This is a genomic window from Marinarcus sediminis (SeqCode) (genome assembly GCF_048571275.1).
GTDB classification, from domain to species: Bacteria; Campylobacterota; Campylobacteria; order Campylobacterales; family Arcobacteraceae; genus Marinarcus; species Marinarcus sediminis.
On the sequence record NZ_CP182357.1, the window covers coordinates 1,864,021 to 1,882,124 of the forward strand.

The 18,104-nt window shown below is 33.5% G+C and carries 16 protein-coding genes; 9 read left to right on the forward strand and 7 right to left on the reverse strand.

Features of this window, described 5'->3' with window-relative positions; genetic code table 11:
- Positions 1-109 precede the first annotated feature (109 nt).
- On the forward strand, positions 110-1,390 hold the full coding sequence (locus ACNI3C_RS09365) for a SagB family peptide dehydrogenase (RefSeq protein WP_419769542.1): 1,281 nt from the start codon (positions 110-112) through the stop codon (positions 1,388-1,390).
- Positions 1,391-1,399: 9 nt separating this feature from the next.
- Here the strand turns inward: ACNI3C_RS09365 and ACNI3C_RS09370 are convergent, their stop codons facing one another.
- Genes ACNI3C_RS09370 through abc-f form a run of 3 tightly spaced genes read right to left on the reverse strand, consistent with a single transcriptional unit; the run spans position 1,400 to position 5,101 of the window.
- On the reverse strand, positions 1,400-2,659 hold the full coding sequence (locus tag ACNI3C_RS09370) for a GGDEF domain-containing protein (RefSeq protein ID WP_419769543.1): 1,260 nt from the start codon (positions 2,657-2,659) through the stop codon (positions 1,400-1,402).
- A 3-nt stretch (positions 2,660-2,662) separates the two neighbouring features.
- Positions 2,663-3,106, reverse strand: a complete 444-nt coding sequence (locus ACNI3C_RS09375; RefSeq protein ID WP_419769544.1) for a GatB/YqeY domain-containing protein — start codon at positions 3,104-3,106, stop codon at positions 2,663-2,665.
- A gap of 45 nt (positions 3,107-3,151) precedes the next feature.
- Positions 3,152-5,101, reverse strand: coding sequence for a ribosomal protection-like ABC-F family protein (gene abc-f / locus ACNI3C_RS09380; protein WP_419769545.1), 1,950 nt, complete (start codon positions 5,099-5,101; stop codon positions 3,152-3,154).
- 249 nt (positions 5,102-5,350) lie between these two features.
- On the opposite strand from abc-f, the gene ACNI3C_RS09385 reads away from it, so the two are divergent.
- Complete coding sequence (locus ACNI3C_RS09385; RefSeq protein WP_419769546.1) at positions 5,351-5,977, forward strand: hypothetical protein; 627 nt, start codon at positions 5,351-5,353, stop codon at positions 5,975-5,977.
- A 15-nt stretch (positions 5,978-5,992) separates the two neighbouring features.
- Here the strand turns inward: ACNI3C_RS09385 and ACNI3C_RS09390 are convergent, their stop codons facing one another.
- A complete protein-coding gene (locus ACNI3C_RS09390; RefSeq protein ID WP_419769547.1) occupies positions 5,993-6,877 on the reverse strand; it encodes a cation diffusion facilitator family transporter in 885 nt (294 codons plus the stop codon).
- A 1-nt stretch (position 6,878) separates the two neighbouring features.
- Complete coding sequence (locus ACNI3C_RS09395; RefSeq protein WP_419769548.1) at positions 6,879-8,051, reverse strand: pyridoxal phosphate-dependent aminotransferase; 1,173 nt, start codon at positions 8,049-8,051, stop codon at positions 6,879-6,881.
- 61 nt (positions 8,052-8,112) lie between these two features.
- Between ACNI3C_RS09395 and ACNI3C_RS09400 the strand changes: the two genes are divergently transcribed.
- Positions 8,113-8,709: a M48 family metallopeptidase gene (locus ACNI3C_RS09400; RefSeq protein ID WP_419769549.1), complete on the forward strand. Its 597-nt coding sequence runs from the start codon at positions 8,113-8,115 to the stop codon at positions 8,707-8,709.
- Here the strand turns inward: ACNI3C_RS09400 and ACNI3C_RS09405 are convergent.
- Positions 8,696-9,112 carry a DUF721 domain-containing protein gene (locus tag ACNI3C_RS09405; protein WP_419769550.1) on the reverse strand — a complete coding sequence of 139 codons (417 nt, stop codon included), beginning with the start codon at positions 9,110-9,112 and terminating at the stop codon, positions 8,696-8,698. The two genes, ACNI3C_RS09400 and ACNI3C_RS09405, sit on opposite strands and share 14 nt — an antisense overlap.
- 95 nt (positions 9,113-9,207) lie before the next feature.
- On the opposite strand from ACNI3C_RS09405, the gene nadB reads away from it, so the two are divergent.
- The 3 genes from nadB to guaA all read left to right on the forward strand — a co-directional run bounded on the left by nadB (position 9,208) and on the right by guaA (position 13,702).
- Positions 9,208-10,659 (forward strand): L-aspartate oxidase, encoded by a 1,452-nt coding sequence (gene nadB, locus ACNI3C_RS09415; protein WP_419769552.1) that lies wholly within the window; start codon positions 9,208-9,210, stop codon positions 10,657-10,659.
- Entirely contained in the window at positions 10,659-12,047 is a 1,389-nt protein-coding gene (gene nhaD, locus ACNI3C_RS09420) for a sodium:proton antiporter NhaD (RefSeq protein ID WP_419769553.1), read from the forward strand. The genes nadB and nhaD overlap by 1 nt, the downstream gene beginning before the upstream one ends.
- Before the next feature lie 119 nt (positions 12,048-12,166).
- Positions 12,167-13,702, forward strand: a complete 1,536-nt coding sequence (guaA, locus tag ACNI3C_RS09425) for a glutamine-hydrolyzing GMP synthase (protein WP_419769554.1) — start codon at positions 12,167-12,169, stop codon at positions 13,700-13,702.
- A 159-nt stretch (positions 13,703-13,861) separates the two neighbouring features.
- On the opposite strand, the gene ACNI3C_RS09430 is transcribed toward guaA, so the two are convergent.
- Entirely contained in the window at positions 13,862-14,824 is a 963-nt protein-coding gene (locus ACNI3C_RS09430) for an integron integrase (protein WP_419769555.1), read from the reverse strand.
- A gap of 267 nt (positions 14,825-15,091) precedes the next feature.
- Between ACNI3C_RS09430 and ACNI3C_RS09435 the strand changes: the two genes are divergently transcribed.
- The 3 genes from ACNI3C_RS09435 to ACNI3C_RS09445 all read left to right on the forward strand — a co-directional run bounded on the left by ACNI3C_RS09435 (position 15,092) and on the right by ACNI3C_RS09445 (position 17,971).
- Positions 15,092-16,003: an abortive infection family protein gene (locus ACNI3C_RS09435; RefSeq protein ID WP_419769556.1), complete on the forward strand. Its 912-nt coding sequence runs from the start codon at positions 15,092-15,094 to the stop codon at positions 16,001-16,003.
- A gap of 87 nt (positions 16,004-16,090) precedes the next feature.
- Complete coding sequence (locus ACNI3C_RS09440; RefSeq protein WP_419769557.1) at positions 16,091-16,768, forward strand: DUF4328 domain-containing protein; 678 nt, start codon at positions 16,091-16,093, stop codon at positions 16,766-16,768.
- 99 nt (positions 16,769-16,867) lie between these two features.
- Positions 16,868-17,971 carry a hypothetical protein gene (locus ACNI3C_RS09445; protein WP_419769558.1) on the forward strand — a complete coding sequence of 368 codons (1,104 nt, stop codon included), beginning with the start codon at positions 16,868-16,870 and terminating at the stop codon, positions 17,969-17,971.
- Positions 17,972-18,104 lie beyond the last annotated feature (133 nt).

Consider the following 18,104-nt stretch of genomic DNA (forward strand, 5'->3'; position numbering starts at 1 on the left):
TCTAACGAAATCTTGCCGTAATCTAACTGATACTTAAATATTTTGTATTATTTCATTATTTTTATTTCCAATATGGGTTCTTTTGTTAAACTAAAACAAAAAGAGTTATATGGATTTTAAACAAAACATGAGTTATCATGAACAAACAAAACATTCATACTATTCCGTACGAAGCAATCCCAATCGTCTCGATTGGGATCATCAACCCACCGTATTTAAATCATATCCAAAACAATACAAACGACTTGCTTTGAATTTGGATAACCCCACCCACTCTTTTATCTACTATATTGCAAGCATCAATGCAACAAAAAGTTATCCAGGAGTGGAGTATTATTTAAGAATCAATCCCAGTGCAGGGGCACTTTATCCCAATGAAATATATTTTCAAAGCAGAAATAACAAAGATATTCCTGATGGGATTTATCATCTGGATATTCGCACGACATCTTTGAGTCTTTTAAAAGAGTTAAACGAGGATGGCATTGAACCGTACTTGAATATGAAAGAACAAATCAATGGGTTTATCTTTTTTGTCTCTGCTGTGTATTATCGCTCCTCTTGGAAATATAAAAACAGAGCGTTTCGGTACTGTTTACTGGATGCAGGGCATCTGTTGGGATGCATAGAAATGAGTGCCTATATTCATCATTTGGAGTATAACCTTGTGTATGATTGTAATCACGTGGCATTAAACACTCTTTTTGGTTTTGATTCAAGTGAGTTTTTTCTCTCCTCTGTGGTGGTGGGTTCAGCTTCAAAGATAAAAGTAACGCCCATAAAATTGGATTTGCCCTTGGTGGATGGCAGTTACTATTTTGAAGAAAATCTTGTGATTGAAAATGCTTACAAAAAGAGTGTAAAAATAAAAAATCCACAACGACAAATTCAAAAACCTGCATTTAATTTCCAAAAAGAGGTTTTAAAACAGGGTGTATTGCAAAGAAGAAGTATACGAGACTTTACACGACAAGCCATTAAAAAAGAGGAGTTTTTGAAAATATTAGAGCTTTTAACTGAGCCCATATGCAGTGATTGTGATGAAACGATTGATATTTATTGTGTCATTAATCGTGTAAAAGATATGCCCATGGGATTATACAAAGATCACACCTATGTAAAAGAGGGTGATTTCAGTTCTAAAGCGGGCTATTTGTGTTTAGAACAAGAGTTGGGAAAATCAAGTGCCGTAACCTTTTTTCTTGTTTCAACAAGTCAAAACTATCAAGCGATGTATCAAAAAGCGGGTATTATTGGTCATCGATTGTATATTGCAAGTAACTATTTACAGATTGGTTGCAGTGGGATAGGGGCGTATTACGATGATGAAGTGTGCGAATTTATTGGAGCGCCAACACAAGTGCTTTATGCCCTTGCTATTGGCAATTAAAGAGAAGTCTTAAATGGTGTTCCCATCGTCTATAACAATTTTATCTCTTCCACTCTTTTTGGCCTCATAAAGTAATTCATCTGCTTTATGAACCGCATCTTCATAGATTTTATATTTATTACGTAAGGCAACTCCCGCACTAAAAGAGATATGTATTTTTTTATTTTCATGAACAAATTTATTTTGTTCAACGATTGATTTAATTCTTTTTAAATATCCCAACAGTTCTCTTTTGAGTTTAAACTGTACTACTGCAACAAACTCTTCTCCGCCATATCGACATAAAACATCGGTTTCTCGTGTTTGTGACTGGAGTATTTTTGCAAAGGTTTTTAAGATAGAATCACCTGCATCATGTCCATAGGTATCATTGACTTTTTTAAAGTGATCAATATCAAAAAATACCACAGCAAACTCTTTGTTGTTTCGTGTGAAATCACTTTCTACTCTTTTGATCTCTTTTTCATACGAACGTCGTGTCAATAAACCCGTTAAGTGATCGGTGGCACTCTCTTTTTGAGCCACTTCAAGTTGTGATTCAAGTACTTTGATTTTATCTTGTAAATTATCAACGTGTGATTTTCCACTTTCAAGGTTTTTATTGACTTGTGTCATCTCACTTTCAATGGTTTCAACTGCATTGACCAATCGATTTTGAAGTTCGGAAAGGTCACTGGGATTGTTTCTTGTCAAATCTATGGCTTTGATTTGTTCTTTGATACCAGAGACATTTTCTGTTCCATTGGCATGTGTTGAAATGGCATCTTTGAGGTATTTCCCCATAAGTGTTACGAGTTTTGCAATGTCCTCTGTTTTTTGTTTAACAACGGCTTTATCGGCTTCAAATCGTTTAGAAATAAAAGCTTGCATCTCTTTTTGAATATCTTCTTCAAAAATTAAAGCAGGGGCATCTCCAATTTTTACATTGAATTTGGCTAAGTTCTCATCCAATTGAAGACTGATAGAAGGTGCTAATGAGTTCGATAACATCACACCTAATGTACTGATATTCTTTTTTGCAATTCTCTCTAATAAAATTGGAATAATCTCTTCGGGTGTTTGAATGTCTCTTTTTTTGACCTCTTTTTGTTCTTCATCGTTGAGTTGAGCAATGAACTCTTGAAATCTTTTGCAATCTGTTACACTGACTTGAAACTCTTTTGCAACTTGACAAAACTCTCTGTTATACTCTGATGGAGTTGCCAATATACTTTTATCTTTTAAATTTAAAAAAGTTTGTTTGATCACTTTGCCAATTTCGTTACTCATAGTTTATCCTAGTAGTTTTTTAACCATTTCATTGATTCGTTTTCCATCTGCAACACCTGCAAATTTTTTGGTTGCAACCCCCATAACTTTACCCATATCTTTCATAGATAAAGCACCCACTTGGGCAATAATGGCTTTCATTCCTGACTCAAGCTCTTCATTAGAGAGTTGTTGAGGAAGGTACGATTTAAAAACTTCAACTTGTTCCATCTCTTTTTGGAATAAATCTTCTCTTGAAGCCTCTTTGTATTGTAAAGCAGCTTCTTCTCTTTGTTTGATTCCCCTTTGAATAAGTTTGATGACATCTTCATCATTGAGTTCTTTTCTTTCATCCACTTCAACTTGTTTAATCATGGTATTAATGGCTCGAATGCTGTCTCTTCGTACAATCTCTTTGGCTTTCATTGCCTCTTTTAAATCACTTTTTAACTGTTCTATTAAACTCATAGCTTGTCCTAACTTGTTTTATATGGCAATAATTATATCCAATTATTAATTAAAGCTTTCATGCAACTCTTCAAGTTCTAAAAACCTTTCAACGCTTTGTTCATAAAGTGTTTTTGTTTGATCTAATTCTTGAGAAACAGCAACTATTCCTCTTTGTTCATAACATTCAGGATTTGACAAACACGCATTGATTTCATCTATTTTTGCTTCTAATGCTTCAATTTCAAGAGGCAAAGTTTCATACTCTTTTTGCTCTTTGTAACTGAATTTATTTTGCTTTTTTTTCGTGGCAATAGGGGCAGATTTTTGCAGAGACTCTTTGCTTAACTCTTTTTCAAAGTTTTCCAAATCTTCAATCTCTTTTTCGATTTCTAAATACTCACTGTAGGGTTGAAAACTCTCCACAATTTGGCCATTTTTCCCTTTAAACACAAAAAGCTTATTGGCAATTTTATCAACAAAGTATCGGTCATGGCTGACAAAAATAAGTGCCCCTTGAAAGTTTTGAAGATACTCTTCTAAAATATTAATGGTTGGAATATCCAAATCATTCGTAGGTTCATCAAGCACCAAACAATCCACTTTTTTCGTAAACAGCAGTGCCAGTGCTACTCTGTTTTTTTCGCCTCCACTTAACGTACCCACTTTTTTGTCCAAATACTCTTTGGGAAATAAAAAGTTTTTTAAGTAACCAAATACATGCATATCGCGCCCATCGTTTAATGTGACACGATCGCCTCCGTTGGGACAAAAAACCTCTAAAATGTTTTGTTCATCGTTGAGCATCTCTCGTTGTTGGTCAAAATAACCCACTTCAAAATCGCCTTTTTTAAACTTCCCTTTGTCGATTTGCAGTTTGCCTAAAAATATTTTCAGAAGGGTAGATTTTCCTGTTCCATTGGGTCCAACGATGGCAATGGTATCTTTTTGTAAAATCCTTGTTGTAAAATCTTTAATCAACAGTTTATCGCCCAAAGACTTCTCAACGTCATCCAGTTCAAAGAGCATCTTTTTTTTATTTTGCACCTCATTGGAGTTAAATGCTTTTTGTTCTCTTTGAAGTTCCAACGACATTTTTTTGATTTGGGCAGGGTTACTTTTGGCTTGTTTTTTTAAATCAAAGTATTCTGATTTTCTTCGTTCATTTCTTTTTCTTCTGGCAGTAACTCCTCGTTGCATCCAATGCGCTTCACGTTTAACGAGTCTGAGTAAGTTGTCGTGGTCTTTTTGCATGTTTTCAAGTATTTGTTGCTTTTGCTCCAAATAAGCGCTGTATCCACCGTTGAATTTTCGTAATACTCCGCCATCAATTTCAATGACACTTGTGGCAATATTGTCAATAAAATATCGGTCATGTGAGATAAAAATAAGGGTAAAGTTGTTTTTGAGTAAGAGTTGTTCTAAAAACTCAACCATATAGACATCTAAGTGGTTTGTTGGCTCATCTAAAAGCAGAACATCGGGTTTTTTAAGCAACAATCCTGCCAAAGAGACTCGTCTTTGTTCCCCTCCGCTTAAAAGATTGACATCTTTGTGTTCATACTCTTTGAGCTGGAACTCCTTTAAGACTCGCTCTATCATATTGTCTAAATCCCAAGCATCATGAAAGTCAATATAGGTTGCCAATTGGGCTTGTCGGTTGATCAGTTCAGCGTTGTCATATTGGGTGGTTAAATCATGGGTGATTTTTTCGTACTCATCTTTTGCCGCTTTAATTTCACAAAGTTGCCCTTCAATGGCATCTCTAACGCAGAGATTCTTTGCAAATTTGGGTTGTTGGTCAAGCATCTCAATTTTGATGGATTTATCAATGGATAAAATTCCACTGTCCGCTTCTGTTTGGTTCATGATGATTTTCATCAAAGTTGATTTTCCTTGGCCATTTTGACCAATAACAGCTACCCTTTGTCCCTCAAGCAGAGTAAAGTTTGCCTCTTTTAAAATCACTTTAGTGTCGTACTGTTTATTGATGTTTTGTAAGTCTATGAGTGCCATATTATTTAACTTTTTCCTTGCATATAAAAAATAGTGTTCGATTTTAAAAAGCTTAGTGTATCTAAAAATCGCTTTTAGAATATTTGAGTCAAAATATTAGAAGAGTGAACTATAAAACTACACAAATTTTAATTTTAGTTTAAATTTTTAAAAAATTATTAAAAAAATGATTTAAAAGAGACTCTTTTCATTTATATGACATGTATTAAATTATATAATTAAGAAAAGAGTTAATTTAAGGATAGTATCATGATAAATAATAATTGTAGCAATATTATTGATATGAATATAAACACAACAGATGTCACAAATATATTACAAAATATGCCACTACAACCAGATGAAACAACAGAGAGTTTCTCCGTGAATACAGATGAGTATTTACAAATGAGTTATATTCAATTAGATAATTTAACGTTTGAAGAGTATAAAAATTATGCCACTTTAATCAAACAAAATGTGCAAGAGAAAATGCAAAGTCAGACAAAACACAGTGATGACAATTTAAAATTCTCAGTTCTTGAAAAACTTCATGCTGCAACGTATACCAATAACGACACGGTGAATAAAACCATTTTTGTTGCGTTGTCTGAAAGTAATGAACACCCTTTAATTTTTATGACTACATTAAACAATGGGGTACAAAACTACATTAATGGCAATGATATCTCTACAAACCATGGTCTCTTAATGCCCTCAACGAATGACCCTGTGGTAAAAGAAAAACGAAGTAGCATCAATTATCGTGATTTTTTCTCTAAAGCCATCGAAAATTACAAAAATTTATTGGGGAATTTCAGTGAAGACATTCAAATGTACGCATCCCTTTTGAGTAATCTCAACGCAGAACATGAGAGTTCAACATACGCACAGTAATTTTTGCTTTAAGAATTACTTCTCATCATTGATTTCAAAATCATCGTATGGATCCATATGAATGGTAATAATCCAATCTTTTTTGGGGTTGATTTTTCGAATGGTGTCTTCAATTTTATCTGAAACTCGATGGGCTTCCATGAGCGTAATAAGACAATCAAACACCAAATGCACATCCACAAAGGCTTGATGCCCCGCTTCTCTTGTTTTAAGCAGATGATAGGTATTGACTTTTTCATTGGACAAGAGTATCTCTTCTATTTTGAGGACAGTCTCTTCCTCAAGAGATTTGTCCAATAAAACCAAAACCCCATTTTGTATGAGTTCGTAAGCCGAGTAGATGATAAAGAGTGAAATGGTTCCACCAACGATAATATCAAAAATTTCATAACCAGTAGATTGTACGAGAAGAAGTGAAACCAGAACAGCAATATTGGTATAAACGTCGGTTTTATAGTGCAAGGCATCGGCTTTAATAACCATGCTGTTGGTCTCTTTTGCAACGCTATTCAGAAAAATAACCAAAAAAACAGTGATTACTAAAGAGATCATCATTACGATTAAAGAGATCTCTAAATAACCAGAGATTTCTCCTTTTATGGCTTTTTGTATGGCTTGGTAAAACAGAAACAGACCCGAAATGGTAATGATGGTACCTTCAATGACAGAGGCTAAGGCTTCGATTTTCCCACGCCCGTAATTAAATGTTTTATCTGCGGGTTTTTCAGAGTTATTGATGGCAAAATAGTTAAAAAGTGATACGAACATATCCAAAACAGAATCCACAGCAGAGGCCAAAACAGCCACCGATCCACTGGCAATTCCAATAACAAGCTTAATCAGAGTTAAAACAGCAGCAACGGAAGTTGAAACGACCGTTGCTTTTTTTTGTTTTGTCATTTTAGTAGTTGTTCTCTACAAATCGTTTAATTCGAGCAATACCTTGTTGAATGCTTGCCAAATCAGTCGCGAATGAGAATCTAAAATACCCTTCTGTTCCAAAAGCAAGTCCTGGTACAACAGCAACTCCCTCTTTTTCAAGTAAATCAGAACAAAATTTCATTGAGTCATTGGTAACCTCTTTGATATTGACAAAAAGATAAAAGGCACCATGGGGTTTAACACAAGAGAGACCTTTGATGGCATTGAATTGTTCAAGTGCCACATTTCTTCTTTTTTCAAACTCTATTCTCATCATTTCAATAGAGTCATCAGCTTTACCTTCTAAGGCTAAAATAGAGGCGTGTTGAGTGATTGAGTTGATGTTCGATGTGACTTGACCTTGAAGATTGATCATCGCTTTCACCAGTGCTACATTTGGTGTTGCAATGTATCCAAATCTCCAACCTGTCATTGCAACGGCTTTACTTAAACCATTGATGGTAACGGTTCTTTGGAACATGTCATCGCTCACTTGTGCAGCGGCTGTAAATTTTTCTCCATCGTAAATGATTTTTTCATACATTTCATCTGACAATACTAAAATATCGGTTCCTTCAAGTACTTTTCCAATGGCAATGAGTTCATCTTTTGAGTAGATGCTTCCTGTTGGATTTGAAGGTGTATTGAGCAATAAAATTTTTGTTTTAGGCGTTATGGCTGCTTTTAATTGTTCAGGTGTGATTTTAAAATTGGTTGAATCATCTGTGTCAATAAATACAGGAACACCGTCTGAATATTTAACTTGTTCTGGATAAGTTACCCAATATGGTGCAGGAATAATTACTTCATCCCCATCTTCAAGTAAAACTTGAAAAAGATTAAATAAAGAGTGTTTTGCTCCATTGCTGATAACAATATGATTTAACTCATAGTTTAAACCATGATCTGTTTTTAATTTTGTAATAATTGCTTGTTTTGTTTCCTTGATACCCTCAACCGCAGTATATTTGGTGTGACCAGCTTTAATTGCATCAATTGCAGCTTGTTTAACGATGTCGGGTGTATCAAAATCAGGCTCACCTGCACTGAAACTTAAAATATCTCGTCCTTGAGCTTTAAGTTCTCTTCCTAATGCAGTAATTGCCATGGTAACTGATGGAGATAAATTTTCCATTCTTTTTGCAATTTTCATTTACGTGTTTCCTATGTTAAATTTTGGTAGGATTTTATCAAAATGTTTCTTAAGGTTGATTTTGAATTTTACCATAATAATAAATAATATTGAAGTAACCATCCAATTTATAAAAAGTGCAAAAGTCAAGCACTGTTATATGAAAATTATGGATGCACAAAATATACGAATACGAGCCAATCCCTTTTATACCATAAATGATGCGAAAGCTCTAGTAGAACGCAAATTTTCATGGTTGGAAAAACATATAACGCATTTGCAAAATAAAGCTTTAGATGAAAATGAATTTTACTATTTAGGCCAATTGGAAAATGTTGAAACTTTTTTGCCCAAACATAAAAGTGTGGTTGATTTTTATCGCACAAAATCTTTGGAGTGTATTCCCGAAATTGTTTCCAAATATTCCAATATGATGTCTTTATTTCCCACAGAGTTAAAATTTCGTAAAAATAAGAGCCGATGGGGAAGTTGTTCTTATAACAATAGTATCAGTTTGAATATCTTTTTGATGAAGTTTCCTTTGAGTGTGATTGAATATGTGGTGGTGCATGAACTTGCTCACATTAAACACAAAAACCATTCAAAGAAGTTTTGGGATTTTGTTGCACTTTATTGTCCCCATTACAAAGAGCAAGAGCGGTTACTTAAGTGCTTTTAATAATGCTTCGTATGAGTTCCATTTTTTGGTGCAGTTTTTTATCTTGAATTTTGTTTTCAAATATGCCATAAGAGCGTTCATCAAAAAATGCTTTTTCTTGAGGAGCTTCCTCTTTTTTTTCAATTACATTGGTGACAAAAAAACGTATGTCTTCAATATTGGCAATACTGAAAGTTTTTAAAAGCGATCGTATGAGTTCTTTGCTGTGTGTAAACTCCATTTTATAGACAGGGTGTGTGAGTACAAAAAAGAGAATCTCTTTTTTTACATAGGCAAATTTGACCCCTTTTTTTAACTTCAAAGGTAAGGTGTTTATTAGTTTATCTAGTGTAGTATGAGTGTTCAATTTTTTAAATTCAGGACTGTACTTCAAATGAGTAAGAATATCATCAACTTTTTTCATGCTTGCATTATAGCAAGTTTTTTATTATCTTTAAGTGGTTGTGGTTACAAAGGTGACCCAGTTTATCAAAATCAGGAACAACAACAAACAGCAAAATGATTTACGATTATATAATAATAGGAACCGGAGTTGCGGGTTTAAATGCAGCACGACTTATCCCTAAAGATAAGAAAGTTTTGCTTCTGTGCAAAAAATTGCCGTGGGAGTGTAATACTTTTTATGCCCAAGGTGGTGTTGCCACGGCTGTGGACAAAAGTGATATTGAACCCCATATTCAAGATACATTAACAGCAGGGGTTAATCACAACAACAAAGATGCGGTGAGAATTTTGAGTGAAAACTCAAGAGCGTCTATTGATGACTTGATTCAAGCAGGTTTACAGTTTGATAAAAATGAGCAAGGTCAATTGGCATTTACTAAAGAAGCGGCACACTCAAGAAGCAGAATTTTACATGCCGATGGGGATGCGACGGGTCGAATGATTCACTTGTTTTTACTTCAAGTTTGTCCTCATGCTATTGTTGCTGATGCCGTGGTGTGTGATTTGCTTATTGAAAATGGTGTCTGTTACGGCGTACAATACTTTACCGATGAAACCACTCAAAAAACAGCCTATGCTCACAATACCATTATTGCCAGTGGGGGTATTGGTTCACTGTATAAATATCATACCAATTCCACTGCCATTGCAGGGGAAGTTCAAGGCATTTGTTTTGAAAAAGGGCTTGAGTTAAAAGATATGGAGATGATGCAATTTCATCCTACTGTATTTAAAGGAACCTCTTATGCCAGAAAAACACTTTTAAGTGAAGCATTAAGAGGTGAGGGGGCGCATATTGTAGACGAAGATAACCGAAGATTTCTATTTGATTATCACGAAGATGCTGAACTTGCCCCACGTGATGTGGTCAGTCGCGCCATTTTTGATTACAATCAAAAAACAAAAAAAGCGGTCTTTTTATCGTTTGAAGACTTTGAAAAAAAATATTTTCAAAAACGTTTTCCCAATATATACAGCAATTTTAAAGAGCTTGGTTATGAGTTGCCTTTTGAGAAAGTGCCTATTTCCCCTGCTTTTCATTATGCCATGGGGGGTATTGCCATTGATTACAATGCGCAAGTGTTAAACATGAAAAATCTTTATGCCATAGGTGAAGCCGCTTGTTCAGGAGTTCATGGTGCAAATCGATTGGCATCGAACTCCCTTTTAGAAGGTTTGGTTTTTTCAAAAATTGCCGTTGATCACAGTTTGAAACAGCAATTTCAAATTGAGGTTCAAAACTACACACTTCCAATAAAAAACTATGTTCGTAACAAAGAGATTGACAAGGACATTAAAGGAAATCTTAGAAAAATTATGTGGAAAAGTGCTTCCATTTCACGGAATAAAAAGGACTTAGAAGAAGCATTGATACAAATTGATACATTTTTAAAAGAAGAGGTTGGGCGACTGTTATTTTTAAGGCTACTTACGGCAAAATCTATTTTGACGTCCGCTATAAAGCGTACAAGCTCATTGGGAGCTCATTATATCAAGGAGAATTAATGTTTAAATTGTTAATAACATTGTTGCTTGCTTCAGTTGCTGCTTTTGCATCTACAAGCGGTGGTGATGTTGGAGAAATTCCAGATTTAACTATGACATGGGTTGGGTTTTCATGCCTATTAATATTTGTAGTTGGTTACTATTTTGTAGCTGCAGAAGAGAAATATGTGATCGATAAAGCAAAACCTGCTTTATTTATTGGTACTTTTATGTTTATCTTGGTTGCCATTTATTATTCAATAAATGGTTTGAATATGGAATTGGTATCTATTGAAGCTGAACATATGATTTTAGAAATTGCTGAAATCTTTTTCTTCTTGTTTGTTGCGATGACGTATATTGAGTCACTTATTCATATGGGTGTGTTTGATCGATTAAAATACAATTTGATTTCAAAAGGGTATACTTATCGAAAACTCTATTGGGTTACTGGATTTTTAGCATTTTTTATCTCTCCTGTTGCCGACAACTTAACAACGGCACTTATTTTATCAACAGTTCTTATTACCATTGAAAAAACAAGAAAAGATTTCTTGGTACCAGGGGCAATTAATATTGTTGTAGCAGCGAATGCAGGTGGTGCTTGGTCTCCTTTTGGTGATATTACAACGTTAATGGCTTGGACTGCTGAAAAAGGGGCTTTTACGGACTTCTTTTATATTTTCCCAGCGGCAATTTTAGGGTACTTAACAACGGCATTTTTACTTTCACGATTTGTACCAAATGAAGTTCCTGCTTTTGATGCCTCTACTGAGTCAAAACCTAAAATGAGTGAAGGTTCAAAAGTTGTTATGTGCTTAGGTATATTTACGATTTTTTGTGCAGTTATATCACACCAAGTATTACACTTGCCTGCAATGTGGGGTATGATGTTTGGTTTGTCACTGTTAAAACTCTACTCTTACTCTTTAAAACTCAAATATGGTACAGACCATTTCAATATTTTTCAATCTATCTCTAAAATTGAAAACAATACATTGATGTTTTTCTTTGGTATTTTAGCCGCAGTTGGAGCATTGTATTTTGTGGGTTGGTTAGGATTGGCTGCTATGGTATATCACCCAGACATTCTAGGACCAACTTTGGCCAATGTGGGTGTGGGTTTTGTTTCTGCAATTGTGGATAACGTACCTGTTATGTCAGCTATTTTAAAAGCCAATCCAGATATGGGACTTGACCAATGGATGCTTGTAACTTTAACTGCTGGAGTTGGTGGAAGTTTAATCTCTTTTGGTAGTGCCGCAGGTGTTGGTGTTATGGGAAAACTTCATGGTATTTATACGTTTGGTTCACACATGAAATATGCTTGGACAATTCTTTTGGGATATTTTATTTCAGTTGCTGTATGGTATACACAATACGAAATTTTGGGTATTCAACACATTTAAAACCGTATAAAAGTGCTTCGGCACTTTTATATTGTACTTCTGCTTTTTTCTTCATCAAAACTTAACGCCTTTTTAGATACTATTTTATTTACAAATAGGATTATAAAAGGAAAATATCAATGAAACACGTTCCAATAGTAGTTTTAGACTTTGGAAGTCAATACACACAGATTATTGCACGAAAACTCAGAGAATCAGGTGTATACAGCGAAATTGTACCCTACAATGAAAAAATCGAAGATATCATGGCTCGAACACCCAAAGGTATTATTTTAAGTGGTGGACCAGCATCGGTTTATGCAAAAGATTCATACCACCCAGACAGTAAAATTTTTGAATTAGGATTACCCATTTTAGGAATTTGTTATGGTATGCAACTTATTTCTCAATATTTTGGTGGAAGTGTTATTGCTGCGGATCACCATGAATATGGAAAAGCAAAATTAAATTTTGCAAAAAAGAGTGATATTTTCAGAGATACAACAGATGGACAAACGGTTTGGATGAGTCATGGAGACAGAGTTGAGACTATTCCTGAAGGGTTTGAAAAAATTGCCACCAGTGAAAATTCGCCTTTTGCAGCCATTGCTGATTTAAACAGATTGGTCTATGCGTTTCAATTCCACCCAGAGGTGTATCACTCAGTTGAGGGGGCAAAACTGCTTAAAAACTTTGCCAAATATATTTGTGATTGTGAGAGCACATGGAACATGGGTTCTTTTGCCAAAGAACAAATTAAAAAAATCCAAGACCAAGTGGGCAATAAAAAAGTGCTTTGTGGTGTCAGTGGGGGAGTTGACTCTTCTGTTGTTGCCACACTTTTAGCTGAAGCCATTGGAGATCAATTGGTTTCTGTATTTGTGGACAATGGTTTACTCAGAGCCAATGAGCGAGAACAAGTTGAAGCGATGTTTAAAAGCCGAGGCGTGCCTTTAATTACGGTTGATGCCAGCGAACAATTTTTATCAAAATTAGCAGGGGTAACTGACCCTGAAACCAAACGAAAAATCATTGGTGAAACGTTTATTCAAGTTTTTGATGAAGAAGCCAAAAAACATGATGGCATTGAGTTTTTAGCACAAGGAACGCTTTACACCGATGTGATTGAGTCTGTTTCAGTAAAAGGGCCAAGTAAAACAATCAAATCTCACCACAACGTAGGGGGATTACCCGATTGGATGAAATTCGAGTTAATTGAACCTTTAAGAGAAATCTTCAAAGATGAAGTCAGAATCTTAGGATTAGAGCTTGGACTTCCTGCTTCAATGATTGGACGGCACCCATTTCCAGGGCCTGGTCTTGCTATTCGAATCATGGGAGATGTCAATAAGCCCGATTTAGAGCTTTTAAGAAAAGCAGATGTGATTATGTTAGATGTTCTAAGAGCAACTGGATATTACGATAAAACATGGCAAGCCTTTACCGTACTTTTAAATGTAAAATCAGTGGGTGTTATGGGAGATAATAGAACGTATGATAATACTGTTTGTGTAAGAATCGTAGAAGCAACCGATGGTATGACAGCCACGTTTGCTCATATTCCACACGATATATTGGAAACGATTTCAAGAAGAATTATCAATGAGGTTGATGGGATAAATAGGGTGGTGTATGATATTTCAAGTAAACCACCTGCAACAATCGAGTGGGAATAAAAGCGATAGCTTTTATTCATCTTGCACTAGATTTAGGTTCGAGGTACTTTTAGTACATCTTCACCTAAATCTAGCACAATCTAAACAAAATCTATCGCTTTTCACAGCTTTATTCGAGGTTAGAACAATTTTCTAACGAAAGCTTTTCCCCGTTTTATTTTAAAAATCCAATGGACTTCGTATCTCATTTTTATTTAGCTCTTTTACCACATGTGTATATATCATCGTTGTTTCTATTGATTTATGTCCTAAAAGCTCTTGGATACTTCGTATGTCTGTGCCATTTTGTAAAAGATGAGTTGCATAAGAGTGTCTAAAAATATGAGCTGTAATTCTTTTGTCTATATTAGATTTTGTTACAGCATTTTTAATATTTCTACTTAAAGTTACATCCAAAATGTGATGTCTTCTTTTTTCCCCACTTCTAGGGTCTGTTGAGATTTTATCCATAGGAAAAATATACTGCCATTTTGGTTCAAATTTAGCTTTGGGAAATTTTCGCTCTAGCGCATAAGGGATATATACACTTCCAAAACCATCTTGCAAATCTTTTTGGTGTAGTTCTTTTACTTTTTGTACTTGTATTTTAAGCTCCTCTTTTATTTTCAAAGGAAGTGGTAAAGTTCTATCTTTGAGAGACTTGCTGTCCCAAATATAGATTTTGTCATATCCGAAATCTATATCTTTAATTCTTATATTTTGGACTTCTTTCATTCTTAAGCCACAGCCATACATAAGTTTGACTATAAGTTGATAGATACCTGACATATTTGATATAATTTTTCTAACTTCATTAATTGTTAATACCACTGGTATATGTTTCCTTTCTTGCGCTCTTAAAGCTTGAATGTTTTGGTCTTGCATTGAAATATTCAATATTTCACGATATAAAAATAAAATAGCGTTAAATGCTTGATTTTGAGTTGTTGGACTTACTTTTTGTACAGTTGCTAAGTTTGTTAAGAATTGTTCAATTTCAATTTTACCCATGTCTTTAGGATGTCTTTTGTTATGGAAAAGTATATATTTTTTAGTCCAGTAAATATAAACTCTCTCAGTACTCATACTATAGTGTTTAAATCTTATCTTATCTCTCATAATATCAAGTAATTTTTTACCCATTTTATATCTCCTAAAATGTAGTATTATCACGATTTATTCCAAATAACATACAAAATGTATGTTTATTACTGTTATTTAGATAAAAAGCTTACATTGAGATGATAATATAAAATTAAAATATACTTAAAAAATATTTCATTTTGTAATATTTTTATATAAATATCCTATTTATAGGGGCTTACGGATAATGTTGTGTTATTGAGCTATTTAAGTAATAAATTTATATAATGTATGTTCAATAAATAGTTAGCTTAAAAAAGGATATTGATGCTTGGTGTTTTTAATATATTTTCAAAAAGACAAAAAAAATTAGATAACGATACTGTTGATGTATATGAATATGAAAGTATTCCATCCAATTTAAAAGTTCAAGCAATTCATATTTTTAGAGAAGTTATTGATACAGAACATTATAGTAAAGATAATATTTACTTGGAGATTCATAAAGTATTATGCAAAGAATATGGTGTCTTTACATTAAAAGAATATGCACAAAATAATGAAGAAGCAATATTTGATTTTTTATTAAAAACTAATGATTATCAAAAAGCACTGGATATAATTGAACTATTTTACAGATACTTTTATCTTGTATTAAAAGAAAAATATAAACATCATGATACTCATAGTAGAATGATTAATGATGCAATTATTGAACTCAATGAAAGGTTTAAAGAAAATGCTATCGGATATTCATTTGAATCAGGTGAAGCAATTAAAATTGACTCTAAATTTATTCACTCAGAAGTTGTAAAACCAACTTTAAAAATATTAAACAATTCTTTATACAAAGGGGCTAATGAAGAGTTTTTAAAAGCTCATGAACACTATCGACATAAAAGATATAAAGAATGTTTAAATGAATGCCTTAAATCATTTGAAAGTACAATGAAAACAATTTGTGATAAGCATAATTGGACATATAATCAAAATGACACATCAAAAAAATTAATAAAAATATGTTTTGATAATAATTTGATTCCGACATATTTACAAACACAATTTTCATCACTCCAACAATTATTTGAAAGTGGAGTTCCAACAATACGAAATAAAAATTCTGGACATGGTCAAGGGGTTCAACCAATTCAAGTTACGGCTGAAATTACAAGTTATATGTTGCATTTAACTGCAACTAATTTATTGTTTTTAGCAGAACATGAGCAACAGCTAACATAAAAAGCTAACAAATCATTGGAGAGAAATATTTGACCCTGCGGCTCAAATATTTCTCAACTCAAACGTTAGATGCATAAGGAGACCCAAATGGCGGAAGAACAACGAACTGAATTCAAGAATCCAACAGACTTAACGAAATGGACGAAATGGTTTCTATATGCACAGGTGGTCATTGCCGTTATCGCCATAATTTCGGGAACGCTCGAATATCAACTGCTTTCAGACTTTGAGAGCGGGGTTTATACCTCACAAGAATCAGCTGTGGCTGCCGGAGAAGCAAGTGATGCCCGGCAAGGCATGGTTGGAATTATCCAGTTCATAATATTCGTCATATCAGGGATTTTGATATTGAAATGGATATATCGTGCCAACTACAACGCACGCCAGATTGGCGCAACAGAGATGACATTCACGCCAGGGTGGTCTATAGGTTGGTATTTCATTCCAATTGCCAATCTATGGAAACCATACCAAGCCATGAAAGAGATATGGAAGGCAAGTTCTGATCCTCAGAACTGGAAAACCCAGTCCGTTTCGTCAATGTTGCCTTGGTGGTGGTTTTTTTGGATTGTATCCAATATGTTTGGGAATGCTTCTTTTCGGTTGGCAATGCGAGCAGAAGAAATTAACGAGCTTATGGCTGCGAATATAGTCACGCAGCTTTCTGATGTCACAGGCATTCCTCTGAGTCTTATTGTAATAGGCATTGTCAATAAGGTGCACAAAATGCAAATGGCACATGCAAATGCAGAGAAGCGCATCTAACAATCGCATGCACTCGGACAGCAAAAAGCGCCGCTCGTTCCTCGCTCTGCTTTTCGCTGCCGGTGATGCGAAGCGTTAGTACAAAAGGAAAAATTACATATGTGGTTTATTTTTGGATTTATTTCGTTATTTAATTTTATCATGTACTTCATCTATATCCTACCTAAGAAATCATGGAAAGGAATAGATGAAACCTATAATGATATATCATATAAATATAAAATCATAAGTCATAAAGGTAAAGTAATGCGATTATTACTTGGAATAAATGGTATAGAAGGATATGATTATTCATTAAAAAAAGAAAATTCAATTGATAGGTTTTTCAAAAGAATTAGGATATCTTATGAATTTCAATCTGGCAATATTGAATTTGATGATAGTATTTATATAATATCTGATGATACTTATTTACATCATCAACTTTCCAAAAATCAAGAAATAACTAATATTATTTTAAAAATATTATCATTTGATAATACTTATAATTGTAAAATAATGCAAATACATAATAAAGTAGGTCAGTTATGGATAGAATTTAAACCTTCTAAAGAATTTGACAGAAATATTATTTCAAAAATATCTTCTCAATTTATTCCTTTACTTGTTAATTTTAATAATGAATTAAATAAAGAAACAAGTAACATCACCTCTAAAAAAGACCCTTTTAGACTAAAATATTATATTTTTTTCTCTATTAGTATAGGATTAGCAATAAATGGTTTATTTCAAATAAATGTTCTTTCTTTCGTTAAATTACCATTTATTATAGATAGAAAAGAGTTATTAATAGATTCTATTTTAGCAGGCACAGGAATTATATTTATATTAATAATTTTTATGTTATTTTTATTTAAAGGTAGTGCGAGGACACATTTAGTTTTAATTCATTTAATATCAATTGGATACTTTGGTGCCATATCCTCATCAGCTATTGTATTAAGAAATTTAAATATTGAATTTAATCAATCGAAATCAAAACAATATAAAGTTAAAATTTTGGATAAAACTAAAAATCAAAGTGGAAAAAGTAGCGCAGCATATTATTTACATATAAAAGACTGGAATAATGTACAGGGAATAAGAAAAATACAAGTGACTAAATCATATTATAATTTATTTTCTAAAAATCAATATATTAATATTCATCAAAAGAATGGATATTTAAATTATAAATTTGTAGATAAAATAAAAAAGTACTAACAAAGCCTAGAAAAGGAACAAGTAACCCTATCAAATTTTCAAGCTTCAAATAGCTATTATATCTAGTGGTTGCAAAAAGAAATAAACGAACTGTTTTAATGGTTATTGTCATTTAAGTCGGTCGTTATGTGAC